Source organism: Streptomyces sp. Ag109_O5-10 (assembly GCF_900105755.1).
GTDB lineage: Bacteria > Actinomycetota > Actinomycetes > Streptomycetales > Streptomycetaceae > Streptomyces.
The window spans coordinates 1,019,406-1,042,008 of record NZ_FNTQ01000001.1 but is presented as its reverse complement, the minus strand read 5'-3'; the positions used below and the strand labels follow the sequence as shown (position 1 = coordinate 1,042,008).

Sequence of the window (22,603 nt, the reverse complement as noted above, 5' to 3'; positions counted from 1 at the left end):
AGGCCGTTGTCACGACCGGTCTCCACACCCGAGCTGCAGGTTTGCACCGGGACGGGACGAAACGACCTCGCGGGCACGGAAGACCCACAACCTCGGCGGTGCCGGAGGGTCACGCCACCGGCAGCCCGAGAAGGTCGCGCGCCACCGCAGCCGGCGACTCGTCGCGCTCCCGGGCCAGGGCGACCACGGCCCGGCACGCCAGCTCGCTCACCCCGAACGACAGCGCCTCCGGCGACACCCAGCCCGCCGCCTCCTCGATCCGGTCCTGGTCGTCACCGGCCCGGGCCGCGACGTAGGCGGCCGCGGCCTCGAACAAGTTGTGCGCGCGCCGCTCACGGCTCGCTCGCGGTTCCGGCACCGCTCCGCCCTCGGTGCCACGCCGTCTGCCTGCGTACCTGCGGATCCGGTCGAACACGCGGGCCTCCTTCCTCCTGCCGGCTTTCGCCTGCGAACATCTGCCTTCCTCCGTCGAACGTAGGGTTGAAGCCCCGGCAACAGAAGAGGGCGTGGCGCAGAGGGGCCGGCCCCGGCGCCTTCGCCGCGGCGGTCGCCGGCTAACGTCCGCGGACCGCCAGCGCCAGGAATCGGGAGTCCTCGTCCGCGTACGACGTCATGCGCCATCCCGAGCCGGCCAGCAGCCGGCCCAGATTGCCCTCCGCGCGCAGGTCGTCCGGCGTGATCTGCCGTCCCTGGCGCGCCGCCAGGGCGGACCGGCCGATCGGGTGGAACAGGGCGAGGATGCCGCCGGGGCGTACCACACGCGCCAACTCCCGCAGGTTCTCGGCCGGACGGGGCAGATGGGCGATCAGGCCCGCGGCGAACACGGCGTCGAGGGACTCCGAACGCACCGGCAGCGCGGCGACGTCGGCGAGCAGCAGCTGCCCGTCACGGTCCCGCCCGGCCCGCCGCGCGGCCTGGAGCATCGCGGGCGTGAGGTCCATTCCGAGGACCGTGCCGGTGGGCCCCACGGCCCGGCGGAGTGGCGGCAGGGCGCGCCCGGTGCCGCACCCCGCGTCGAGGACCCGGTCGCCCGCACGCAGCCCCAGACCGGCGACGGCGGCCGCGTACGCGGGACCGTCGTCGGGAAACCTGCTGTCCCAGTCGGCCGCCCGTGCGGTGAAGAACTCCTGGACGTGTGTGTGGTCATCGCTCATGGTCCGCATGATTCCTCACCGTCACGGAGGACGATCCAGCGCGCACGTTCGAACGGGACGCGATCGTTCCGGCACATCTCTGAGTCATATTGCAACACCTTTCGAAATGCGCCCCCTTCGTGCGCCCGTGCCCTCCTAGCGTCCCTGGGCCATGGGACACCTGCACCATGCCACCTTCGGCTGGCTGACCCCCGTGCTGTCGTACGCCATGGCCTGCATAGGCGCCGCACTGGGGCTGCGCTGCACGGTTCGCGCGCTCGCCAGCACCGGCCGCTCGCGCCGCAACTGGCTGCTCACCGCGGCCTCCGCGCTCGGCACCGGCATCTGGACCATGCACTTCGTGGCCATGCTCGGCTTCAGCGTCAGCGGCACCGACATCCGCTACGACGTACCCCTGACCGTCCTCAGCCTGCTCGTCGCCGTGGCCGTCGTCAGCGCCGGCGTCTTCGCGGTCGGCTACAGCCGCGACCGCAACCGGGCACTCCTGCTCGGCGGACTCACCACCGGACTCGGCGTCGCCAGCATGCACTACCTCGGCATGGCGGCCGTCCGGCTGCACGGCGCCGTGCGCTACGACCCGATGCTCGTCGGGCTCTCCGTCCTCATCGCCGTGGTCGCCGCGACCGCGGCCCTGTGGGCGGCGCTCAACATCAGGTCGCCCGTCGCCGTCACCGTCGCCTCCCTGGTGATGGGAGCCGCCGTCAGCAGCATGCACTACACCGGCATGTTCGCGGTCAGCGTGCACGTCACGCCCTCCGGCAGCCCCCTGCCCGGGGCCACGGCGATGCAGTTCATCTTCCCCCTCGCCGTAGGCCTCGGGTCCTATCTCTTCCTCACCTCGGCCTTCGTCGCGCTCTCACCCACGGCCGGGGAACGCGAGGCGTCCGCCTCGGCCCAGCGGCCCGTCGCGGGCGCCGCGCGCTGAACCGGCGCCCGGACCCAACCTTTCCCGAGCGAGGAGGCCATGCGTACACCCCGTAGGACCCCGACAGCAGGCCCGGAGACACCGTCACCGCGGCCGCCGCGCGGCCGCCGCGCGCACGCCGGACCGCCCGCCGACGAACCCGTCGACGACGTCGTCGGCATCGCATCCGACAACGCGGCCACCCGGCCCGGCGGCTGGCGGATCCGCCCGCGGACCGTGCGGGCCAAGGTCGTCTGCCTGCTCATGGTGCCGGTGATGTCCCTGCTCGCCCTGTGGGCGTACGCCACGGTCAGCACGGCCCAGGACGTCGCCCGGCTGCGTCAGTCCCAGCGCGTCGACGCCTCGCTGCGCACCCCGGTCGCCACCGCCGTCGCCGCGCTCCAGGCCGAGCGGGCCGCCGCGGTCCGGTACGCGACCGACCCCGCCGCCGAACAGACCGCGGACCTCAGGAGACTGGGGGCCGGCACCGATCAGGCCGTGGCCGCGCTGCGGCTCGGCAAGGACAGCACCGTCGCCGACGGCGAGGAGCTGCCCTCGGGTGTCGCCCAGCGCCTGCGGGCCTTCGTCACCGGCGCCGAGCAACTGCGCGCCCTGCGTAGGGAAGTGCAGAACCGCGGCGCCGGCTGGGACGCGGCCTACGGGCAGTACACGCAGGTCATCGCCTCGGCCTTCGCCGTGGACGGCGCCCTCACCGGTGTCCAGGCCGACGACATGGGTTCCGACGCGCGCGTGCTGCTCGAATTCTCCCGGGCGGGCGAGGCGCTCGCCCAGGAGGACGCGGTCCTCGGCGGCGCCCGGCTGGCCGGCGGCTTCGACGGCGAGCGGCTGCGGCTGTTCACCGGCGCCGCCGACACCCGCCGCGTCCTCACCGACGTGGCCGTCGCCGACCTGCCCGGTGCCCAGCGCAGCGCCTGGCACAGCCTCGCCGACGGCGACGACTACGCCGCGCTGGGCGCCGCCGAGGACCGGATCCTGGCGAGCTCACCCGGCGCAAAGGCAATCGGCGCGGCCCCGGAAGCCACCTGGAACGCCGCGCACACGCGCGTGCAGGACGGCATGCGGACCATCCAGGCCGGCACGGCCCACGCGGTGGCCGGCCGGGCCGACCCGTTCGCCCGCGGCCTGCTCACCCCGGCCGGCGCCGCCGTCCTGTTCGGTCTCCTCGCCGTGGTCGCCTCGCTCGTCATCTCCGTGCGCATCGGACGCGCCCTCGTGGTCGAGCTGGTGAGCCTGCGCAACAGCGCCCTGGAGATCGCGCGCCGCAAACTGCCCGAGGCGATGCGCAGGCTGCGGGCCGGCGAGGAGATCGACGTCCGTGCCGAGGCACCCCCGGGGCCACCCGCGGAGGACGAGACCGGACAGGTCGCCGAGGCCCTCGCCACCGTGCACCGGGCCGCCCTGCGCGCCGCCGTGGAACGCGCCGAACTCGCCAGCGGCATCTCGGGCGTCTTCGTCAACCTGGCCCGCCGCAGCCAGATCCTGGTCCACCGCCAGCTGAGCCTGCTGGACAGCATGGAACGCCGCTCCGACGACCCCGGCGAACTGAGCGACCTCTTCCGCCTCGACCACCTCACCACCCGCATGCGCCGCCACGCGGAGAGCCTGATCATCCTCTCCGGAGCGGCCCCCGGCCGGGCCTGGCGGATGCCCGTGTCCCTGACCAACGTCGTGCGGGCCGCCGTGTCCGAGGTGGAGGACTACGCGCGCGTGGAGGTACGCCAGCTCCCCGAGGCAGCCGTCGCCGGTGCCGCCGTCGCCGACCTCACGCACCTGCTCGCCGAGGTCGTGGAGAACGCCGCCCAGTTCTCGCCGCCGCACACGCGCGTGCGCGTCACCGGCGAACCCGTCGGCAACGGATACGCCCTGGAGGTCGAGGACCGCGGGCTCGGCATGGGCCCGGAGACCCTCGCCGAGGCCAACCGGCGCATCGAGCAGTCCGAGGCACTCGACCTGTTCGACAGCGACCGGCTCGGCCTCTTCGTGGTCAGCAGGCTCGCGGCCCGCCACGGCATCAAGGTGCACCTGCGCACCTCGCCGTACGGCGGCACCACCGCGGTGGTGCTGCTGCCCAAGGCCCTGCTCCACGGCGGCCCGGCGGAACGCCCCGTCCGCTCGGCCGCCGACACCGGGCAGGCACCGGCACACGCCCACGCGCGCGTGCCCGGCGCCGCCCTCCCGGAACCCGCCTCCGCCGGTCGGCCCGCCCTCGCCGTCACCCACACCGCCCCGCGCCCCGCGCCCGAACCGCCGCCCCCCGGAGTCACCAGCTTGAGGCCGCATCGCCCACCGAACGACTCCGAGCCCCCCGACGAAGACCTGCCACGCCGGGTGCGGCAGGCGAGCCTCGCCCCCCAACTGCGCGATCCCCGTGCCGAGGAGCCCGCGCCCGCCCGCGGCCGGGACGAGCGCACCCCCGAACTCGTCCGCGACCGCATGACCGCCTACCGCGACGGCTGGGCGCGCGGCGGCGGCAGACGTCCAGGCCGCGGAGCCGCCCCGGAACCCGAAGACGGCACCGACCGCACCGAAGGAGACCGCCCATGATCCAGGACCCGACCCCGAGGACGGACCGGCGCTCCGGCGAACTGGACTGGCTCCTCGACGACATGGTGCTGCGCGTCACCGAGGTACGGCACGCCGTCGTGCTCTCCAACGACGGCCTCGCCGTCGGCGCCTCGACCGGCCTCAAACGCGAGGACGCCGAGCACCTCGCCGCCGTCGCCTCCGGTTTCAACAGCCTCGCCAAGGGCGCCGGACGGCACTTCGGGGCGGGCGGGGTGCGCCAGACCATGGTCGAGATGGACGACGCCTTCCTCTTCGTGGCCGCCGCGGGCGACGGCTCCTGCCTCGCCCTGCTCACCGACGTGACCGCCGACATCGGCCTGGTCGCCTACGAGATGGCCCGCCTGGTCAAGCGCGTAGGCGAGCACCTCTACACCGCACCGCGCGTCGCCGCCCGGCCACCCGCCGCCGGCTGAGCCGGAAGACCGCCACCGATGACCGAGTACACGACCGGCACCCCGCACGAACCGGGCAGCCAGTGGTACGACAGCGAGGCCGGGCCGCTGGTCCGCCCCTACGCCATGACCGGAGGCCGCACCGAACCCGGCCCCACCGGCGTGAAGTTCGACCTGATCGCCCTGGTCACGCTCGACCCGGGCAGGTCCGGCAGCGACGACGACGCCCCGCTCGGCCCCGAGCACCGCGCGCTGGTCGACCTGTGCCGGGTGGAGACGCAGTCCGTCGCTGAACTCGCCGCCGGCGCGGATCTCCCCGTCGGCGTGGTCCGGGTGCTCCTGGGCGACCTGCTGGAACTGGGCCGCGTGACGGTGAGCCGCCCGGTGCCACCGGCGCAGCTGCCCGACGAACGGATTCTGCGCGAGGTCATCGCCGGATTGCGGGCCCTGTAGATGACCATCCGGAAACAACCGGGCCCGAGCCGGTCAGAACCGACGCGTCCCGGCCCGAGAGAGAAGTGATCATGGTCTCCGAGCTCCCCGAGTCCACCGCCGACGACACGTCGGCCATGGCGCTCAAGATTCTGGTCGCCGGCGGCTTCGGCGTCGGGAAGACGACCCTGGTCGGCGCCGTCAGCGAGATCCGGCCGTTGCGCACCGAGGAGATGCTCAGCGAGGCGGGCCAGCTGGTGGACGACACGGACGGCGTGGACCAGAAGGTCACCACCACCGTCGCCATGGACTTCGGACGGATCACCATCCGCTCAGGTCTCTCCCTGTACCTCTTCGGCACCCCGGGCCAGGACCGCTTCTGGTTCCTCTGGGACGAACTGTCGCAGGGAGCCCTCGGCGCCGTCGTCCTCGCCGACACCCGCCGCCTGGAGGACTGCTTCCCGGCGGTCGACTACTTCGAACACCGGCAGATCCCGTTCGTCGTCGCCGTCAACTGCTTCGCCGGTGCCCGCTCCTACGGTGCCGCCGACGTGTCCCGCGCCCTCGACCTGGACCGGGGCACGCCCGTGGTCCTGTGCGACGCCCGGGACCGGGACTCCGGCAAGGAGGTACTGATCCGGCTCGTCGAGTACGCCGGGCGGATGCACACCGCCCGGCTCCTCGACTCGGTGGGCTGAGCCGAGCCTCAGCCCGTCAGGTCCTTGAGCGCCACGACCTTCTCCACGGTGACCCGGACCAGCAGCTCGCCCGGGACGCCGTTGCGGGTGCCGAACTCCTCCGCGCGCTCCGCCCCCATGTAGCGAGCCGCGATCCGGGTGGCCGAGTCACGCAGTTCGTCCAGGTCCTCCGACAGCCGGGCGCGCCCGTTGAGCACCACGAAGTGGAAAGGGGGCCGGTCGTCGTCCACACAGAGGGCGACACGCCCGTCACGGGCGAGATTGCGCCCTTTCACGGTGTCCTTGCCGGTGTTGAAGATCAGCTCGTCGCCGTCCAGCAGGAACCAGACCGGGGCCACATGGGGGCTGCCGTCTGCGCTGACGGTGGACAGTTTGCCGGTGCGGGTGCCGTGCGAGACGAACGCCCGCCATTCCTCGTCGGTCATCTTCTCTGCCATGCCCCCCATCCTCCTTGCCCGGACGCCGGTGGTGGGGAAGGCTGGCGGGGAGATCCTCCCGCCAGGGGGAGACGGCACACGGGGAGACGCTGACGACATGGCGCAGAACCAGGGACTCGGCTGGCTGCTCGACGACCTGACCGAACGCGTGGAGCACGTACGGCACGCGCTGGTCCTGTCGAACGACGGGCTGGTCACGGGAGCGAGCACCGGCCTTCGCCGGGAGGACGCGGAGCATCTGGCCGCCGTCGCCTCCGGGCTGCACAGCCTCGCCAAGGGCTCGGGACGGCACTTCGGGGCGGGCCAGGTGCGGCAGACGATGATCGAGTACGACGAGGCGGTCCTGTTCGTGACCGCGGCCGGAGCCGGCAGCTGCCTGTGCGTGCTCAGCGGAGCGGAGGCCGACATCGGCCAGATCGCCTACGAGATGACCCTGCTGGTCAACCGTGTCGGCGAACACCTCGCAGTGGATGCCCGGCAACCTGAGAGCTCCTCCGCGATAGACCTCTGACCTGCGAACTCATCCCTGTGGCGGAGTTATCCACAGGCCCGCCACGGGTCTCGCCGGACCGGCTACGGTTTTTTCCACGGCGAGCGCACCCGGCGCGAGCCACCCGCTCCACGGGGGAGAACGGCCATGTCCGGCACCACCCTTGTCCAGAACCGTCCGAACACCTGCGCACCGAGCCGCGCCGCCCGCGAACTGGGCCTCAGGCGGGGTGAGTTCGACCTCGCGGTACACCTCGGACGGATCCGTACCGTGCCCGACGAGGGAGGCGGTGGAGGCCGCCGTGTCCCACGGACCGAGATCGACCGGCTCCGGGGCCGGTCCGAGTCCCTCAGCGAGAGCGTGCGGGTCGTGGGGACGACCGAGGCTGCGGCCCTGATGGGGATCCCGTCGGGCAGGTTCACCCGCGTCGCGAAACTCGGCCTGGTGACTCCGGTCAGGTGGTACCCGAATCGCTATCGTGCCGTGGTCTGGCTCTACCTGGCGGAGGAGCTACGGCGGTTCGCGGCCGACGAGACGAACACGTGGCTGCTCACCGGCCGTACGCCCGCGGAACTGAGCGACCGGCTGCGGGCCGGCGCGGACCAGCGGGCCCGGAACTGGCGCGGACGCCACTGCGGCTTCCTGCTCAGGCAGGCGGACGGACCGTGGGAGCGGGCCGGGGTGGTGGCCGGCTTCCTGGACCCCGGCGAGATCGACGAGGTGCTCACCGACCCGCACGAGCGCGCCCGCGTGACGGCCCTGCGGCCGGCTCCGCCCGCCCACGGCGCGCCGGGTTCGGCGGCCGCACGGCTCGCCGAGGAGCTCATGACGGCGGCCGATCCGGACGAGATCGACTGGTTCAGGCACGACCTGGCCCGGGAGGTGGCGCAGGCCCGAGCACACCGGCCGGTGCCCCGTACCACCGCGCCGTCCCAACTCGCCGCGCCCGGCCGGGCGGCACTCGCGCGAGGCCTGCGCGGCTGGCTGCTGCGCAGAAACCCGAAGCCCGCCGCCCACTGACGGCCCCACCGACCGGCGGCCCGGACCGCGAGCGTCGGCAGCCGCGCCCGCGTGGGCATACGCAGGGCGCCAGCGTACGCACCGCGCCGGCATGCGCGCCCGCTAGAGCGCGCGGAACAGCCCCTCCTGGACGACCGATACCAGTAGCCGTCCCTCGAGGTCGTAGACCCGCCCGCGGGCCAGACCGAGGCCGCCCGTGGCGACGGGGGACTCCTGCTCGTACAGGAACCACTCGTCGGCGCGGAACGGCCGGTGGAACCACATGGCGTGGTCCAGCGAGGCGATGTCGAAGTTCCGCGGCCCCCAGAGCGGTTCGACGGGGACCCGGACCGCGTCCAGGAGCGTCATGTCGCTGGCGTAGGTCAGCGCGCAGGTGTGCACCAGCGGATCGTCACCCAGCGGACCGACCGCGCGCATCCACACGGCGCTGCGCGGCTCGGCGCCGGTTATCTCCTCGGGATGCCAGCGCAGCCGGTCGACGTAGCGGATGTCGAAGGGCTGGCGGCGCGCCATCCGCTCCAGCTGCTCGGGCAGCTCGCCCAGATGTTTGCGGATCTCCTCCGCGAGCGTCGGCAGCGACTCCGGGTGCGGCACCTCGCGGGGTTGCGGCAGCTGGTGCTCGAAGGCTCCCACCTCAGGCTTGTGGAAGGAGGCGGTCAGATTGAAGATCGTGCGGCCCTGCTGCACGGCGGTGACCCGGCGGGTCGTGAACGACCGTCCGTCGCGGATCCGTTCGACCTGGTACACGATCGGCACGCCCGGCCGGCCCGGGCGCAGGAAGTACGCGTGCAGCGAGTGCACGGGACGGTCGCCCTCCACGGTGCGGCTGGCGGCGACCAGTGCCTGGCCCGCCACCTGGCCGCCGAAAACCCGCTGGAGGGACTCCTGCGGGCTGCGGCCACGGAAGATGTTGACCTCGATCTGCTCCAGGTCGAGCAGGTCGGCCAGTCTCTCGGCCGGGTTGGTCATCGGTTGGATTCTCCTGTGCTGGGACGTGTGCGCGGGCCTGCGATCGAACCTCTGCTCGGCCCTGTTCCGGGGTTCTTGCTCAGAGCTGACCGACCCCGGTGACGCGGACGACCGCGCGGCCCTCGGCGTCGGAGGCCGTCAGGTCGACCTCCGCGCTGATGCCCCAGTCGTGGTCGTCGTTCGGGTCGTCGAAGATCTGCCGGACCCGCCACAGCCCGTTCTTCGGCTCCTCCTGGATCACGAGCAGCTTGGGACCGCGGGCGTCGGGGCCGGTGCCCAGGTCCTCGTACTCGTCCCAGTACTTGTCCATCGCCTCGCCCCAGGCGTCGGCGTCCCAGCCGGAGTCCGCGTCCATCTCGCCCAGTTCGTCGACCCTGTCGAGGGCGGCGAGCTCCACCCGCCGGAACATCGCGTTGCGCACCAGGACCCGGAAGGCGCGCGCGTTGGCGGTGACCGGCTTGACCTCGTCGGCCTTCTCCTGGGCCTCCTCGGCGGTCATCTCCTCCGGGTTGGCGAGCTGCTCCCACTCGTCCAGCAGGCTGGAGTCGACCTGGCGGACCATCTCGCCCAGCCACTCGATCAGGTCCTGCAGGTCCTCGGACTTCAGGTCGTCCGGGATGTTGTGGTCGAGTGCCTTGTAGGCGCTCGCGAGGTAGCGGAGCACGATGCCCTCGGTGCGGGCCAGCTCGTAGACCGACACCAACTCCGTGAAGGTCAGCGCCCGTTCGTACATGTCCCGGATGACCGACTTCGGCGACAGCGGGTGGTCGCCGACCCAGGGGTGGCTCGTGCGGTACGTGTTGTAGGCGTGGAAGAGCAGCTCCTCCAGGGGCTTCGGGTAGGTGACGTCCTGGAGGCGCTCCATGCGCTCCTCGTACTCGACGCCGTCCGCCTTCATGGCGGCCACGGCCTCGCCCTTCGCCTTGTTCATCTGGGCGGCCAGGATCTGGCGCGGGTCGTCCAGCGTGGACTCGACCACGGACACCATGTCGAGGGCGTAGGACGGCGATTCGGGGTCGAGGAGTTCGAACGCGGCCAGGGCGAAGGTCGACAGCGGCTGGTTGAGCGCGAAGTCCTGCTGAAGGTCGACCGTGAGGCGGACGATACGGCCGGTGGCGTCGGGCTCGTCGAGCTTCTCGACGATGCCGCCGTCGAGCAGCGAGCGGTAGATGGCGATCGCCCGGCGGATGTGCCGCAGCTGCTGCTTGCGCGGCTCGTGGTTGTCCTCCAGCAGGTGGCGCATCGCGTCGAAGGCATTGCCCGGCCGGGCGATCACCGACAGCAGCATCGTGTGCGTCACCCGGAACCGCGACGTCAGCGGCTCCGGATCGGACGCGATCAGCTTCTCGAAGGTGTTCTCCGTCCAGCCGACGAAGCCCTCCGGCGCCTTCTTGCGCACCACCTTGCGCCGCTTCTTCGGATCGTCGCCCGCCTTGGCGAGGGCCTTCTCGTTCTCGATGACGTGCTCGGGCGCCTGCGCGACCACGAGGCCGGCGGTGTCGAAGCCCGCGCGCCCCGCACGGCCGGCGATCTGGTGGAACTCACGGGCGCGCAGCGTGCGCACCCGATTGCCGTCGTACTTGGTCAGGGCGGTGAACAGCACCGTGCGGATGGGCACGTTGACGCCCACGCCCAGGGTGTCGGTGCCACAGATGACCTTCAGCAGACCGGCCTGGGCGAGCTTCTCCACCAGGCGCCGGTACTTGGGGAGCATGCCCGCGTGGTGCACGCCGATGCCGTGCCGGACGTACCGGGACAGGTTCTGGCCGAACTTGGTGGTGAAGCGGAAGTTGCCGATCAGCTCGGCGATCTGCTCCTTCTCCTCCTTCGAGCACATGTTGATGCTCATCAGCGCCTGCGCCCGCTCCACCGCCTGTGCCTGCGTGAAGTGCACGATGTACACCGGCGCCTGCCTGCTCTCCAGGAGCTCGGTGAGCGTCTCGGTCATCGGGGTGAGCTGGTACTCGTAGGAGAGCGGCACCGGGCGGGTCGCCGAGCGGACCACCGCGGTGGGCCGGCCGGTGCGGCGGGTGAGGTCCTTCTCGAAGAAGGAGACGTCGCCGAGGGTGGCCGACATGAGGATGAACTGCGCCTGGGGCAGTTCGAGGAGCGGGATCTGCCAGGCCCAGCCGCGGTCGCCCTCGGCGTAGAAGTGGAACTCGTCCATGACGACCTGGCCGACGTCCGCCTGCTTGCCGTCGCGCAGCGCGATGGAGGCGAGGACCTCGGCGGTGCAGCAGATCACGGGCGCGTCGGAGTTCACGGAGGCGTCGCCGGTGAGCATGCCGACGTTCTCGGTGCCGAAGAGCTTGCACAGCTCGAAGAACTTCTCCGAAACGAGCGCCTTGATCGGCGCTGTGTAGAAGGTGACCTCGTCCCGGGCCAGCGCGGCGAAGTGCGCGCCCGCGGCGATCATGCTCTTGCCGGAGCCGGTCGGCGTCGACACGATCACGTTCGCCCCGGAGACCGCCTCGATCAGCGCCTCCTCCTGGTGGGGGTAGAGCGTGAGACCGCGCTCCTGCGCCCAGGCCTCGAAGGCTTCGTACAGGGCGTCGGGGTCGGCGGTCGGCGGCAGCTGATCGATGAGGGTCACGCCCCCATCTTGCCTGGCCCACCCGCCGAGGGGGGAATCGGCTTCGAGCACGAAGATCATGACCGCTACGCTGTGTCGCCGACGGAGCGTCATCGCACCCGGTCAACTGGACAGCGGCATACGAGGAATGGGGCGGGCAACGGCCATGATGGGACCAGCACACTCACTGTCGGGGGCGGCCGCCTGGCTCGGCGTAGGAGCCGCGGCGGCGGCGACCGGGCATACGATGCCCTGGCCGGTGCTGCTGGTGGGAGCGCTGATCTGTGCAGGCGCCGCGCTCGCCCCGGACCTCGACCACAAGGCGGCGACCATCTCCCGCGCCTTCGGACCGCTGTCGCGCTGGATCTGCGAGATCGTCGACAAGCTGTCCTACGCCGTCTACAAGGCGACCCGGAAGCCGGGCGACCCGCGCCGTTCCGGCGGCCACCGCACCCTGACCCACACCTGGCTGTGGGCGGTGCTGATCGGCGGGGGCTGTTCGGCCGCGGCGATCTTCGGCGGCCGGTGGGCGGTGCTGGCGATCCTGTTCGCGCACATGGTGCTGGCGATCGAGGGCCTGCTGTGGCGGGCGGCGCGCGGCTCCAGCAGCGACGTCCTGGTGTGGCTGCTGGCGGCGACCAGCGCCTGGATCCTGGCCGGCATCCTGGACAAGCCGGGCAACGGCTCGGACTGGCTGTTCACCCAGCCCGGCCAGGAGTACCTGTGGCTGGGCCTGCCGGTGGTGCTGGGGGCGCTGGTGCACGACATCGGGGACGCACTGACCGTCTCCGGCTGCCCGATCCTGTGGCCCATCCCGATCGGCCGCAAGCGCTGGTACCCGCTGGGCCCCCCGAAGGTGATGCGGTTCCGCGCGGGCAGCTGGGTCGAGCTGAGGGTGCTCATGCCGGTGTTCATGATGCTCGGCGGCATAGGCTGCGCGGCCGCCCTGAACGTGATCTGAACCGGCGGTCGGGGCCTTCGGCGTCCTCGGAGGCTTTCGGGGGGCCTTGCGGGCCTTCGAGGACCACGAGGGCTTCGAGGGTCAGCCCGCCGTCCCCGAGCCGCCCCCGTAGCGGCGCTCGAACGCGGCGACGCGGCCCTCCGTGTCCACCGTGCGGGCCTTCCCGGTGTAGAAGGGGTGGCTCTCGGACGAGATCTCCACGTCGACCACCGGATAGGTCTGGCCGTCGTCCCATTCGATGGTCTGGTCGCTGGTCGCGGTGGACCGGGTCAGGAAGGCGTATCCGGCGGCGCGGTCGCGGAAGACCACCGGGTGGTAGTCGGGGTGCTTGTCCTGCTGCATGGCGGCTCCTCCAAGGACGGGACGGTAGGGCAGGGGAGGGGAGGGCGTGGTCAGCCGTAGGCGGTGTCCTCGTCGACGATGTGCATGGCGGCCTCCTCCGCGGACGCCCCGGCGCCGTCGATGCCGATGTCGGTCGCGACGAGGCCGCTCTCGTCGTCCTCGTGCACCCCCTCGTTCGGGGCCACGAGCCGGCCGGAGCGCAGGTCGCCGACCTCGTTGTCCAGGAGTTCGCCGTCGCTGCCCTGGCAGTCGCCGATGCCGTCGCCGTCGGGGGCGGCCGGTTCGGGCAGCTCCTCGGCGAGCCGCTGCTCCAGCGTCTCGCCCCGGTGGCGCTCCGCCGCGGTCACCCCGGTGTGCTCCACCGCCCACGGCCGCTCGGGCGGGGACCAGCCACGGTCCAGGGGCTCGCTGACGCCGTCGGACTCGAGCGTGTCCTCCACGTCGAGCAGCCCCGTGTCCTCACGGATCTCGGATCCGTCGGGCTGGTAGACGTCGTCCCCCCATCCGTCGGCGGTGGTCACGGCTACCTCCAGGGGGTGAGGACGCGGTCCGTAGGGCGGGCCGCCGGCATCCGGGCCAGGGGGCGCGTGCGCCGAGAGAACCGGACGGTTCCCGGCAGGCCCACGAACCGGTGCCGTTCTCCAGCCTTCCACCCCTGCTCGCACCCGCGCAACGGCACGCGGACGCCGCGGGCGCGGCCAGCGGATTCGGACCGGCCGTCCGGGGAGAGCGGGCAGACCTGTGCGGGGCGCGCATCCGGTGCCGTCACCTCCGTCCGCCGGCGGGGAGACCGACGGCTGTGGCTGTGGCTGTGGCTGTGGTCCGGGGGCCGGGTACCCGACGGACTCCGCCGGGTACAAACCTGCTGGAGCCATGAGGGAAAGGGCGGACGTATGAGGCGGGTGTTGCGCCCGGGCTCGCGGGGCGCCCGGTTGCGTTTCGACGGCTGGATCGCGGGCCTCGGCACCGTGTCCGGCACGCGTGTCGTGCTGGGCCACTGGCCCCGGTCGCCGTTCGGCCCGTTCAGCGACGTGATGCTGGAACGAGGCGACGGGGATCGGCTGCTGCTCGCTCCGACCCGGCGGACGGCCGAATTCGTCAGCGGCACGTACGGCTTCGACGCGGTGCACGTCGTACCGGTCGACGTGACTGTCCTCGCGGACACCTGGACCGTCACGGCCGGACCGCTCCGCCTGCGCTTCGCCACCGGGCGCCGCACGCTCCTCGGCCATCTGCTGCGTGCCGTCCCCGGCCCGCTCGCCGGCCGCCCGGCGTGGTCCGCGATCACCGACGGGGTCGCCCGCGTGCTGCTGCCAGGCGTGCGGACCCGCGGCACCGCGGGCAACGGCCGCAGGGAGTGGTACGGCGCGCGGGACCTGCTCGCCATCCGCGAAGTGTCGGGCACCTACGACGGCGCGGACCTGGGCGCGCTCGCGCCGGTCGAACCTCCCGTGCGGTTCGGGTTCGGCTCGGTCCCGCGCCGCCCCGCCCTCACCCGGGTCACCACGACGGTCGAGGTCGAGCGCTCCCTTCCCCTCGCCGGGGCGTCCGGGGCGGCGGTGTTTCGCGGGCCGCCCGGGTCACCCGGTGCGGTCCGAGAGGACCTCTCCGGCCCGTCGTAGCGCCTCCTGGTGGCCGAAGAGCCCGGGGAGTCCTCCGGTGTGGACGAAGACGGTGCGGTCACCCGGCCGGATGTCCCCCTCGCGCACGGCCGCGACGAGACCGGCCATGGCCCGCCCGGTGTAGACGGGATCCAGGACGAGCCCCTCGGTCCTGGCGGCGAGCAGGAGCGCCTCGGTCACCGGTTCGGTGAGGCTCGAGTACCCGGCCCCGACCTGGTCGAGCCGCAGCCGTGGCCGCCGCGGGGCGGGGGCGGGCGCGTACAGGTCCGTCAGAAGCAGGTCGAGTGTGTGTCCCGGATCCGCGACGGCGCCGCAGTGCACGCCCAGGACACGGTCCTCGCCCAGGGCACGCACCAGCCCGGCCATCGTGCCACCGCTGCCCAGCGCGACCACGGCCGTGGTCAGGTCGGGAGCCTGCGCGAGGAGCTCGCGCCCGCCGTCGACGTAGCCGAGGGCGCCGACGGGACTCGATCCGCCGAAGGGGATGAGCGCCGGAGCCGCGTTGCGCTCGCGCAGTTCCGCGACGACACGGTCGAGGACGGCGGCGAGTCCGGCCTCGTCCACCGCGCCGGCCCACACGATCCGGGCGCCGAGGAGGCCGTCGAGCGCCAGGTTGCCCGCGGCCGTGCCCGTGGGCTCGCCCGCGAGGACGAGCACCACGTCCATGCCGAGCCGGGCCCCGGCCGCCGCGGTGAGCCGGGCGTGGTTGCTCTGCGGCGCCCCGCTGGTGACCAGGGTTCGCGCACCCTCGGCGAGGGCCTGTCCGCAGGTCCACTCGAGCTTGCGGACCTTGTTCCCGCCGCCGCCGAGCCCGATCAGGTCGTCACGCTTGATCCACAGGTCGTCCGGCCCCAGTCCCAGTGCCTGCGCGAGCCGAGGGGCGGGTTCGAGCGGTGTCGGCCAGGAGGCCAGAGTGACCTTGCGGTGCTCCTCGCGCATCGTGCCCATCCGACAACCCCTTCGTCTCCGTGCCCGCGTGCCGGTCCCGGTGCATCCCATGCTCTCGCGGGGAAGCACCGGGACCGGCACAGGCCTTGCGCCGCCTCGTCCGGCGTCGGCCATGCGCCGCCCCGCCCCGGGGCGCCCCGCAGACCCGTCACCCGTGCCAGGACCGCCACAGCGCGGCGTAGGCGCCGTCGGCCGCCACCAGCGCGTCGTGGCTGCCGAGTTCGCTGATCCGGCCGTTCTCGACCACGGCGATGACGTCCGCGTCATGGGCGGTGTGCAGGCGGTGCGCGATGGCGACCACCGTGCGGCCGTCCAGGACCCGGGCCAGCGACCGCTCCAGGTGCCGGGCCGCGCGCGGGTCCAGGAGCGAGGTCGCCTCGTCCAGGACCAGCGTGTGTGGGTCGGCCAGCACCAGCCGGGCCAGCGCGATCTGCTGCGCCTGCGCCGGGGTCAGGCCGAGCCCGCCGGAGCCGACCTCGGTGTCCAGGCCCTCCTCCAGGGCCCGCGCCCAGCCGTCCGCGTCGACCGCCCCGAGCGCCGCCCACAGCTCGGCGTCCGCCGCGCCGGTCCGGGCCAGCAGCAGGTTGTCGCGCAGGGAGCCCACGAAGACGTGGTGCTCCTGGTTCACGAGGGCGACATGGGCACGGACCCGCTCGGCGGTCATCCGGGACAGCTCCGCGCCGCCCAGGGTGATCCGGCCGCCTCGCGGCGCGTAGATCCCGGCGAGCAGCCGGCCGAGGGTGGACTTGCCCGCGCCCGAGGGGCCGACCAGGGCCAGCCGGGTGCCGGGCGCCACCTCCAGGGAGACCTTCCGCAGCACGTCGACGCCCTGCAGGTAGCCGAAGCGGACGTCGTCCGCGTGCACCTCGCGGCCGGCCGGGGCCAGCGTGGCGTCCCCGGCGTCCGGCTCGATGTCCCGGACGCCGACCAGCCGGGCCAACGACACCTGCGCGACCTGGACCTCGTCGTACCAGCGCAGGATCAGGTTCACCGGCTCGACGAGCATCTGGGCGATGAGCGCGCCCGTCGTCAGCTGGCCGACGTCGATCCAGCCCTTGAGGACGAAGACGCCGCCGATCATCAGCACCGAGCCGAGGACCGTGGTGTGGGTGGCGTTGACGGCCGGGAACAGCACCGACCGCAGCCACAGGGTGTAGCGCTCCCACGCCGTCCACTCCTTGACCCGGCGTTCGGACAGGGCGATCCGGCGGGCGGCGAGCCGGTGCGCCTCGATGGTGTGCCCGGCATCCACGGACTCCGCGAGGGCGGCGGCCACGGACGCGTACCCGGCGGCCTCGGAGCGGTAGCCCGAGGGCGCCCGCCGGAAGTACCAGCGGCACACGACCACGAGGAGCGGCAGGGCGAGCAGCACGGTGGCGGCCAGCGGCGGAGCCGTGACCACGAGCCCGCCGATCAGCAGCACGACCCACACCACGCCGATCGACAGCTGCGGCACCGCCTCCCGCATCGCGTTGGCGAGCCGGTCGATGTCCGTGGTGATCCGGGACAGCAGGTCGCCCGTGCCCGCCCGCTCCAGGACGCCCGGCGGCAGTCCGACCGACCGGACCAGGAAGTCCTCGCGCAGATCGGCCAGCATCCGCTCGCCGAGCACGGCACCCCGCAACCGCACCTCCCGCACGAAGACGGACTGGATGGCGAGCGCGAGCACGAACAGGCCGATGGTCAGGCCCAGATGGAGTTCGCGGGCGCCGTCGGACACCCGCTCGACGAGCCCGCCCAGCAGGTAGGGGCCGGCCATGGAGGCGACCACGGCCACCGTGTTGACCGCGACGAGGACGATGAAGGCACGGCGGTGCCGGCGGAACAGTTCGGCCACGTAGGCCCGCACGGTCGCGGTGGCGCCGACCGGCAGGGTGGTGGCCGTCGTCGGGGCCGCCGGGTCGTACGCCGGCGGTGCGACGCCGATCATGCGCTCTCCTCGATCTCTTCCAGCGCCCTGCGGCCCCGCAGCGCGGCTTCGGTCTCGTCCGCCCTGCCGCGCAGCGCGGCTTCGTTCTCGTCCGCCCCGCCACGCAGCACGGTTTCGGTCTCGCCGGTCCCGCCCCGCAGTGCGGCATCGGTCTCGCCGGTCCTCGCGCGCAGGGGGGAGTCGTTCTCTTCGGGCGCCGCGCCCCGCAGCGCCGCCTCCTCGTCCGTCTCACGTGTCACCACCGCCCGGTACCGCCGCTCGGTGCGCACCAGTTCGCGGTGCAGGCCGACCGCCGCGACCTCGCCCTCGTGGACGAGGACCACCCGGTCGGCCCGGTCGAGGAGCAGCGGCGAGGACGTGAACACCACGGTCGTACGGCCGGACCGCAGCGCGCGGACGCCCTCCGCGATCCGCGCCTCGGTGTGCGAGTCGACGGCGGAGGTCGGTTCGTCGAGGACCAGCACGCCGGGGTCGGTGATCAGCGACCGGGCCAGCGCGAGCCGCTGGCGCTGCCCGCCGGACAGGGACCGGCCCCGCTCGGTGATCCGCGCGTCCATCGGGTCGGCGACGTCCAGCGAGCTCTGGACCAGGGCTTCCAGGACGTCACCGCACTGGGCGGCGGCCAGCGCGTCCTCGGCCCGCACGGCCCCGGAGGCCGGTACGTCGAGCAGCTCCCGCAGCGAACCGGAGAGCAGCACCGGGTCCTTGTCCTGGACGAGCACCGCGGTACGGGCGGCCTCCAGGGGCAGTTCGTCGAGCGGTACGCCGCCGAGCAGCACCGAGGTGCCGGCGTCGGCGGGGTGGCCGCCGAGCCGTTCGGCGAGGAGTCCGGCCGCGTCGGGGTCGCCGCAGACCACGGCGGTCAGCCGGCCCGCGGGGGCGAGCAGGCCGGTGGCCGGGTCGTACAGGTCGCCCTCCGGCACGGCGTCCGCCCGTGAACCGCCGGTGTCCGTGGCCCGTTCCAGGGAGAGCACCCGGGCCGCCCGTTTCGCCGACGGGCGGGAGAACGAGTAGGCCATGGCGATCTCCGTGAAGTGCTGCAAAGGGTAGTTGAGGATCATGACCGCGCTGTAGACGGTGACCAGTTCGCCGACGGTGACGCGGCCCTGCCGGGCCAGGTGGACGCCGTGCCAGACGACCGCGATCAGCATCAGCCCGGGCAGCAGCACCTGGATCGCCGAGATCAGCGACCACATCCGGGCGCTGCGCACGGCGGCGTGCCGTACCTCCTGGGAGGCGCGGCGGTAGCGGTCGAGGAAGAGGTCCTCGCCGCCGATGCCGCGCAGCACGCGCAGTCCCGCGACGGTGTCCGAGGCCAGTTCGGTGGCCCGGCCGGCCTTGGTGCGCTGGAAATCGGCCCGCCGGGTGGCCCGCGGCAGCAGCGGCAGCACGGACAGCGCGACCAGGGGCAGCCCGGCGGCGACGACCCAGCCGAGGGCCGGCTGGTAGAAGACCAGGGCGACGCCGACCACGACGACCGTCAGCGCGGCGGCGGTGAAGCGGGAGACCGCCTCCACGAACCAGCCGATCTTCTCCACGTCGCCGGTGGAGACGGCCACCACCTCACCGGCCGCCACCCGGCGGGTCAGCGCGGAGCCCAGCAGGGCGGCCTTGCGGGCGAGCAGTTGCTGGACCCGGGCGGCCGCGGTGATCCAGTTGGTGACGGCGGACCGGTGCAGGAAGGTGTCACCGACCGCGATCGCCGTGCCGCACAGCACCAGCAGACCACCCGTCAGGGCCAGCCGGGTGCCGGAGCGGTCGACGACGGCCTGGACGGCGAGGCCGACGCAGAACGGGAGCGCGGAGACGGACACGAAGTGCAGCAGACCCCAGGCCAGTGCCTTGAGCTGACCGCCCAGCTGATTCCGTCCCAGCCACCACAGGAACCGGGGGCCCGAACGCGCGTCCGGCACGCCTGGATCGGAATACGGAAGATCTTGAATCTGCATGGCGTCCCAGCGGTTCGGGTCGGGGGGAGGTGGCGACGAGCCGTGAAAGGTTCGCGTCGGAGCGTCGTCGAAATCAAACGGTTTTCCGTGCCGACCGTGGAAATCCGCCGCCTTCACGCCAGGGCTTGCCTCCCCGAACGCGCTGAATGACGTGAAATTCAGTCAAATGACCCATATGTGGTGCCAGGATGACCGGGTGCAGATCAAGAGTGTCCGGCGGACGACCGTTGCGGCGGCGGTGGTGATCGGGGCCGTCCTGGTGACCCTGAGCGCCTGCGAGGCGTCACCGGGCGGTGGCGCGAAGAACGGCCTGCCGGGGCCGCACACCAGGGCCCCGAGAGTTCCGCCGGCCCCGCGGCCCGCCGCGGCGGGCCCGGGCTGGCAGCAGCCGGACCGGTCCCTGCCCGTCGGGGATCCGGGCCGGCTGCCGGGAGTCGGCGGGCTGCTGCAGGCGGAGATCCCCGCGGACAGCAGACAGGTCGTCGCCGTGTACGGCGAGGGGGTGGACTCGGCCGACTCCACGGTCGTGCTGTACACCCGGGAGGACCGCGGCTGGCGACCGGTGGGCAGCTGGCCGGCCCACAACGGACGGTCGGGCTGGACCTCCGACCACCACGCGGGTGACGGACGCAGCCCGGTCGGCGTGTTCACCGTGACCGACGCCGGCGGTGTGCTCCCGAACCCGGGCACCCGGCTCTCCTACGCCCAGGGCCGGGACCTCTACACACCCCCGCCCTACTGGAGGCCGGCCTACCGGCACGACTTCGACTACGTCATCGCCATCGACTACAACCGCCTGCGGGGCACACCGCCGCACGACACCACGCGTCCCCTGGGCGCCGCCCGGGGCGGCGCCATCTGGCTGCACCTCGATCACGGCAGCGGCACCTCGGCCTGCATCGGCCTGCCCAGGGAGGCCATGGCGTACCTGCTGCGCACCCTCGACCCGGCCCGCGACCCCGTCGTGGTGATGGGAGACAGGCCGGCCCTGCTGTCCTGAGCCGGTCCGGTGACATCCATGGTCCGGCAGTGGTCACGGCCGTCCGAAATGGCCGGTGGTCGCGGCCGTCCGGAATGGCCGGTGGTCGCGGCCGTCCGGAATGGCCGGTGGTCGCGGCCGTCCGGGATGGCCGGTGGTCATTGGCCGTCCGGGACGGCCTCGCTCCCGGCCGCGCCCGTCGTACCGTCGGCGTGCGTGTCCAGCACGTCCACGTCGTCCGCCCTGACGTAGGCGAGCCGGTGACCGAACTGGATCTCGTAGTACCGATCCTGACCCACCACCACGGGCTGGGGGGTGGCGGAGATGGTCGACCGTTCGACGTAGGAGCCGCCCAGCTCGGACTGTGTCACGTACCGCTGGCCCGCCCGCAGGGTGTACGGCAGCGGAGCCTCGTCCTCCTCCTCCATCCCCTCCGGGTAGGCATCCTCCTCCGGCAGGGCCCGCCCGAACACCGGGATCTCGTCCAGGCCCTCCTTCGGTGTCACCATGCGGCCGCTCGCACCGACGGCCGTCGGGTGCACCGCGGGGTTCTTGAACCACGCCTTGTTGCCCTGGTACCAGATCGCCGTCCACTCGCCCCTGCGGTCGGCCACGGCGAAGGTCTGGCCGGTGGAGGCCCGCGACCCCAGGTCGCTCACGTCCTCCGTGGACGGGTCGCCGTCCGGCCTGCGGCCCGGGTCCTGGATCAGCGGAGCCTTCTCGTCCGGCCGGGTGTACAGGCGCACCGCGCTGGAGCCGTGCGGCAGGCACCGCGACCCGTCGCCCTCGCACCCCGTGTACCGCGGTTTGTGGGTGGCGTAGTCCGGCAGGATCATCACCATGGGGCTGTCCGGTCCGGCCGTGGCCTTCAGCGGTGCGCCGAGGAGGTCGAAGTAGTGCCGCCAGTCCCAGAACGGCCCCGGGTCCTCGTGCATGTCGGGGATGCTGTCGCCGGTCGGGGACGGCACGTTGTCATGGCCGAAGATGTGCTGCCGGTCCATCGGGACGTCGTACTTCTTGGCCAGGTAGCGCACCAGCCGGGCTGAGGAACGGTACATCTGCTCCGTGTACCAGGTCCCGGGGTGGGCGAGGAAACCCTCGTGCTCGATGCCGATCGAGCGGGCGTTCACGAACTGGCTGCCGGAGTGCCAGGCCTCGTCCTTGGTCCTGACGTGCTGGGTGATGTGGCCGTCGCTGGAGCGGATCGAGTAGTGCCAGGACGCCTCGGTCGGGTCCTGAACGGTCTTGAACATGTTCGGCAGCGTCGACTCGGTGTCGTGGATGACGATGTACTCGATCCGCTGGTCCCGGGGCCGGTCGGCGAGGTCGTGGTTGCCGTAGTCGCCGTCCTCGTCGATCTTCTCGTAGGGCGCGGCGAGCCAGTCGCAGGCCAGGTCGGTCGGGCACTCGACCTCCTTCGGCCGTTTGGGGGCCTGCGGGCCGGGGTGCGGGCTGATGCCGGGGGTGGCGGGCAGGTCGACCTCCTGACCTTCGGCGGTGGTCCGGTGGGCGCCCCGGCGGATCAGGCCGAAGACGTCGTTGGCGTACGTCGTTGCCGACGTGATGTCACGGGTACCGGGGAAACGTTCCACCGCCTGCCACCAGTCCTCCGGGTCGGTGCTGAGCGGCTTGCCGAGGTGCCGTTGGGTGGCGGCCAGCAGCGCCGCCCCGCCGCGTACGTTGGCGACGGCGTCCGTCCGCAGCTGTTTGGCGGGGACCTTGATCAGGCGTGCGGCGCGTTCCAGGTCGGCGGGCCGCACGGCGTGGCCGCCCGCGGCGAACGCCGTTCCGGTGAGCGGGTCGGGCTGGCCGCCGTCCGGCACCGGCGGGCCCGGTGCGGGTGACCGGTCCGGGGTGCGGGCAAGGGTGCTGTCCACCAGATGCATCGGGCCGTAGCCCCCCGCGATGCTCGGGGCACCCGGGTGGGTGTCCCAGCGTGACTGCATGTAGGACACGCCCATGAGCACACTGCGCGGTACGTGGAACTCGCGAGCGGCGTTCGTGAAGGCGTTCTGCAGGCGCTGGTCCTCCGAGTCGTCGGTACCGGACGCCGGGAGGATCAGCAGCGGTGGCAGCAGCGCGGCCGTCGCGATCAGGCAGGCCGTCAGGGTGCACGTCCGGAGGGCACTGGGCACACGTTCAGCGACAGTTCTTCTCATACCAGAGGGTCTCCAACCGCTTGCTGAGGGTCTCCAAGCACGCTCGTCGCAACCAGGGC

The 22,603-nt window shown here is 72.8% G+C and carries 21 protein-coding genes; 10 read left to right on the top strand and 11 right to left on the bottom strand.

Features of this window, described 5'->3' with window-relative positions; genetic code table 11:
* Positions 1 to 109: 109 nt before the first annotated feature.
* Together BLW82_RS04890 and BLW82_RS04885 are read right to left on the bottom strand one after the other, a co-directional pair.
* A complete protein-coding gene (locus tag BLW82_RS04890) occupies positions 110 to 415 on the bottom strand; it encodes a hypothetical protein (RefSeq protein ID WP_093497638.1) in 306 nt (101 codons plus the stop codon).
* A 139-nt stretch (positions 416 to 554) separates the two neighbouring features.
* Positions 555 to 1,154, bottom strand: a complete 600-nt coding sequence (locus tag BLW82_RS04885; RefSeq protein ID WP_093497637.1) for a class I SAM-dependent methyltransferase — start codon at positions 1,152 to 1,154, stop codon at positions 555 to 557.
* A gap of 151 nt (positions 1,155 to 1,305) precedes the next feature.
* Here BLW82_RS04885 and BLW82_RS04880 point away from each other — a divergent pair, with 151 nt between their 5' ends.
* The 5 genes from BLW82_RS04880 (at position 1,306) to BLW82_RS04860 (ending at position 6,166) form a co-directional block, all read left to right on the top strand.
* A complete protein-coding gene (locus BLW82_RS04880; protein ID WP_093497636.1) occupies positions 1,306 to 2,079 on the top strand; it encodes an MHYT domain-containing protein in 774 nt (257 codons plus the stop codon).
* Positions 2,080 to 2,118: 39 nt separating this feature from the next.
* Complete coding sequence (locus BLW82_RS04875) at positions 2,119 to 4,623, top strand: sensor histidine kinase (RefSeq protein ID WP_093497635.1); 2,505 nt, start codon at positions 2,119 to 2,121, stop codon at positions 4,621 to 4,623.
* Entirely contained in the window at positions 4,620 to 5,057 is a 438-nt protein-coding gene (locus BLW82_RS04870) for a roadblock/LC7 domain-containing protein (protein WP_093497634.1), read from the top strand. Before BLW82_RS04875 ends, BLW82_RS04870 begins: the two co-directional genes overlap by 4 nt.
* A gap of 18 nt (positions 5,058 to 5,075) precedes the next feature.
* The gene (locus BLW82_RS04865) at positions 5,076 to 5,489 is read left to right on the top strand and encodes a DUF742 domain-containing protein (RefSeq protein WP_093497633.1); all 414 of its coding nucleotides are present in this window, start codon (positions 5,076 to 5,078) and stop codon (positions 5,487 to 5,489) included.
* A gap of 71 nt (positions 5,490 to 5,560) precedes the next feature.
* Complete coding sequence (locus BLW82_RS04860) at positions 5,561 to 6,166, top strand: GTP-binding protein (RefSeq protein ID WP_093507863.1); 606 nt, start codon at positions 5,561 to 5,563, stop codon at positions 6,164 to 6,166.
* An 8-nt stretch (positions 6,167 to 6,174) separates the two neighbouring features.
* On the opposite strand, the gene BLW82_RS04855 is transcribed toward BLW82_RS04860, so the two are convergent.
* Positions 6,175 to 6,603, bottom strand: coding sequence for a PPOX class F420-dependent oxidoreductase (locus BLW82_RS04855; RefSeq protein ID WP_093497632.1), 429 nt, complete (start codon positions 6,601 to 6,603; stop codon positions 6,175 to 6,177).
* A 97-nt stretch (positions 6,604 to 6,700) separates the two neighbouring features.
* Between BLW82_RS04855 and BLW82_RS04850 the strand changes: the two genes are divergently transcribed.
* Positions 6,701 to 7,114, top strand: a complete 414-nt coding sequence (locus BLW82_RS04850) for a roadblock/LC7 domain-containing protein (protein WP_093497631.1) — start codon at positions 6,701 to 6,703, stop codon at positions 7,112 to 7,114.
* A 126-nt stretch (positions 7,115 to 7,240) separates the two neighbouring features.
* The gene (locus tag BLW82_RS04845; RefSeq protein ID WP_093497630.1) at positions 7,241 to 8,113 is read left to right on the top strand and encodes a DUF6397 family protein; all 873 of its coding nucleotides are present in this window, start codon (positions 7,241 to 7,243) and stop codon (positions 8,111 to 8,113) included.
* Between the two features lie 102 nt (positions 8,114 to 8,215).
* Here BLW82_RS04845 and BLW82_RS04840 read toward each other — a convergent pair whose 3' ends face one another.
* The gene (locus BLW82_RS04840; RefSeq protein ID WP_093497629.1) at positions 8,216 to 9,082 is read right to left on the bottom strand and encodes an acyl-CoA thioesterase; all 867 of its coding nucleotides are present in this window, start codon (positions 9,080 to 9,082) and stop codon (positions 8,216 to 8,218) included.
* A 79-nt stretch (positions 9,083 to 9,161) separates the two neighbouring features.
* Complete coding sequence (locus tag BLW82_RS04835) at positions 9,162 to 11,675, bottom strand: DEAD/DEAH box helicase (protein ID WP_177232838.1); 2,514 nt, start codon at positions 11,673 to 11,675, stop codon at positions 9,162 to 9,164.
* Between the two features lie 145 nt (positions 11,676 to 11,820).
* On the opposite strand from BLW82_RS04835, the gene BLW82_RS04830 reads away from it, so the two are divergent.
* Entirely contained in the window at positions 11,821 to 12,615 is a 795-nt protein-coding gene (locus tag BLW82_RS04830; protein ID WP_093497628.1) for a metal-dependent hydrolase, read from the top strand.
* A gap of 81 nt (positions 12,616 to 12,696) precedes the next feature.
* On the opposite strand, the gene BLW82_RS04825 is transcribed toward BLW82_RS04830, so the two are convergent.
* Entirely contained in the window at positions 12,697 to 12,957 is a 261-nt protein-coding gene (locus BLW82_RS04825) for a type B 50S ribosomal protein L31 (RefSeq protein ID WP_093497627.1), read from the bottom strand.
* 50 nt (positions 12,958 to 13,007) lie between these two features.
* Positions 13,008 to 13,478 (bottom strand): DUF5709 domain-containing protein, encoded by a 471-nt coding sequence (locus tag BLW82_RS04820; RefSeq protein ID WP_093497626.1) that lies wholly within the window; start codon positions 13,476 to 13,478, stop codon positions 13,008 to 13,010.
* Positions 13,479 to 13,850: 372 nt separating this feature from the next.
* Here BLW82_RS04820 and BLW82_RS04815 point away from each other — a divergent pair, with 372 nt between their 5' ends.
* Complete coding sequence (locus tag BLW82_RS04815) at positions 13,851 to 14,579, top strand: hypothetical protein (protein WP_256215641.1); 729 nt, start codon at positions 13,851 to 13,853, stop codon at positions 14,577 to 14,579.
* Here BLW82_RS04815 and BLW82_RS04810 read toward each other — a convergent pair.
* From BLW82_RS04810 to BLW82_RS04800, 3 genes are all read right to left on the bottom strand, one after another.
* The gene (locus tag BLW82_RS04810; protein WP_093507861.1) at positions 14,538 to 15,518 is read right to left on the bottom strand and encodes a D-cysteine desulfhydrase family protein; all 981 of its coding nucleotides are present in this window, start codon (positions 15,516 to 15,518) and stop codon (positions 14,538 to 14,540) included. The two genes, BLW82_RS04815 and BLW82_RS04810, sit on opposite strands and share 42 nt — an antisense overlap.
* A 157-nt stretch (positions 15,519 to 15,675) precedes the next feature.
* Positions 15,676 to 17,457, bottom strand: coding sequence for an ABC transporter ATP-binding protein (locus tag BLW82_RS04805; RefSeq protein WP_093497625.1), 1,782 nt, complete (start codon positions 17,455 to 17,457; stop codon positions 15,676 to 15,678).
* A complete protein-coding gene (locus tag BLW82_RS04800) occupies positions 17,454 to 19,406 on the bottom strand; it encodes an ABC transporter transmembrane domain-containing protein (protein ID WP_093497624.1) in 1,953 nt (650 codons plus the stop codon). The genes BLW82_RS04805 and BLW82_RS04800 overlap by 4 nt, the downstream gene beginning before the upstream one ends.
* Positions 19,407 to 19,602: 196 nt before the next feature.
* On the opposite strand from BLW82_RS04800, the gene BLW82_RS04795 reads away from it, so the two are divergent.
* Positions 19,603 to 20,406 carry a L,D-transpeptidase family protein gene (locus BLW82_RS04795; RefSeq protein WP_256215639.1) on the top strand — a complete coding sequence of 268 codons (804 nt, stop codon included), beginning with the start codon at positions 19,603 to 19,605 and terminating at the stop codon, positions 20,404 to 20,406.
* A 137-nt stretch (positions 20,407 to 20,543) separates the two neighbouring features.
* Here BLW82_RS04795 and BLW82_RS04790 read toward each other — a convergent pair whose 3' ends face one another.
* Positions 20,544 to 22,544, bottom strand: a complete 2,001-nt coding sequence (locus BLW82_RS04790) for an N-acetylmuramoyl-L-alanine amidase (RefSeq protein WP_177232837.1) — start codon at positions 22,542 to 22,544, stop codon at positions 20,544 to 20,546.
* Positions 22,545 to 22,603: the final 59 nt, after the last annotated feature.

Bases quoted from the DNA above. Each gene is read 5' to 3' on its own strand.
- BLW82_RS04885 (WP_093497637.1), bottom strand. From the start codon at position 1,154: ATGAGCGATGACCACACACACGTCCAGGAGTTCTTCACCGCACGGGCG.
- BLW82_RS04880 (WP_093497636.1), top strand. From the start codon at position 1,306: ATGGGACACCTGCACCATGCCACCTTCGGCTGGCTGACCCCCGTGCTG.
- BLW82_RS04875 (WP_093497635.1), top strand. From the start codon at position 2,119: ATGCGTACACCCCGTAGGACCCCGACAGCAGGCCCGGAGACACCGTCA.
- BLW82_RS04870 (WP_093497634.1), top strand. From the start codon at position 4,620: ATGATCCAGGACCCGACCCCGAGGACGGACCGGCGCTCCGGCGAACTG.
- BLW82_RS04865 (WP_093497633.1), top strand. From the start codon at position 5,076: ATGACCGAGTACACGACCGGCACCCCGCACGAACCGGGCAGCCAGTGG.
- BLW82_RS04860 (WP_093507863.1), top strand. From the start codon at position 5,561: ATGGTCTCCGAGCTCCCCGAGTCCACCGCCGACGACACGTCGGCCATG.
- BLW82_RS04855 (WP_093497632.1), bottom strand. From the start codon at position 6,603: ATGGCAGAGAAGATGACCGACGAGGAATGGCGGGCGTTCGTCTCGCAC.
- BLW82_RS04850 (WP_093497631.1), top strand. From the start codon at position 6,701: ATGGCGCAGAACCAGGGACTCGGCTGGCTGCTCGACGACCTGACCGAA.
- BLW82_RS04845 (WP_093497630.1), top strand. From the start codon at position 7,241: ATGTCCGGCACCACCCTTGTCCAGAACCGTCCGAACACCTGCGCACCG.
- BLW82_RS04840 (WP_093497629.1), bottom strand. From the start codon at position 9,082: ATGACCAACCCGGCCGAGAGACTGGCCGACCTGCTCGACCTGGAGCAG.
- BLW82_RS04830 (WP_093497628.1), top strand. From the start codon at position 11,821: ATGATGGGACCAGCACACTCACTGTCGGGGGCGGCCGCCTGGCTCGGC.
- BLW82_RS04825 (WP_093497627.1), bottom strand. From the start codon at position 12,957: ATGCAGCAGGACAAGCACCCCGACTACCACCCGGTGGTCTTCCGCGAC.
- BLW82_RS04815 (WP_256215641.1), top strand. From the start codon at position 13,851: ATGAGGCGGGTGTTGCGCCCGGGCTCGCGGGGCGCCCGGTTGCGTTTC.
- BLW82_RS04810 (WP_093507861.1), bottom strand. From the start codon at position 15,518: ATGCGCGAGGAGCACCGCAAGGTCACTCTGGCCTCCTGGCCGACACCG.
- BLW82_RS04805 (WP_093497625.1), bottom strand. From the start codon at position 17,457: ATGATCGGCGTCGCACCGCCGGCGTACGACCCGGCGGCCCCGACGACG.
- BLW82_RS04800 (WP_093497624.1), bottom strand. From the start codon at position 19,406: ATGCAGATTCAAGATCTTCCGTATTCCGATCCAGGCGTGCCGGACGCG.
- BLW82_RS04790 (WP_177232837.1), bottom strand. From the start codon at position 22,544: ATGAGAAGAACTGTCGCTGAACGTGTGCCCAGTGCCCTCCGGACGTGC.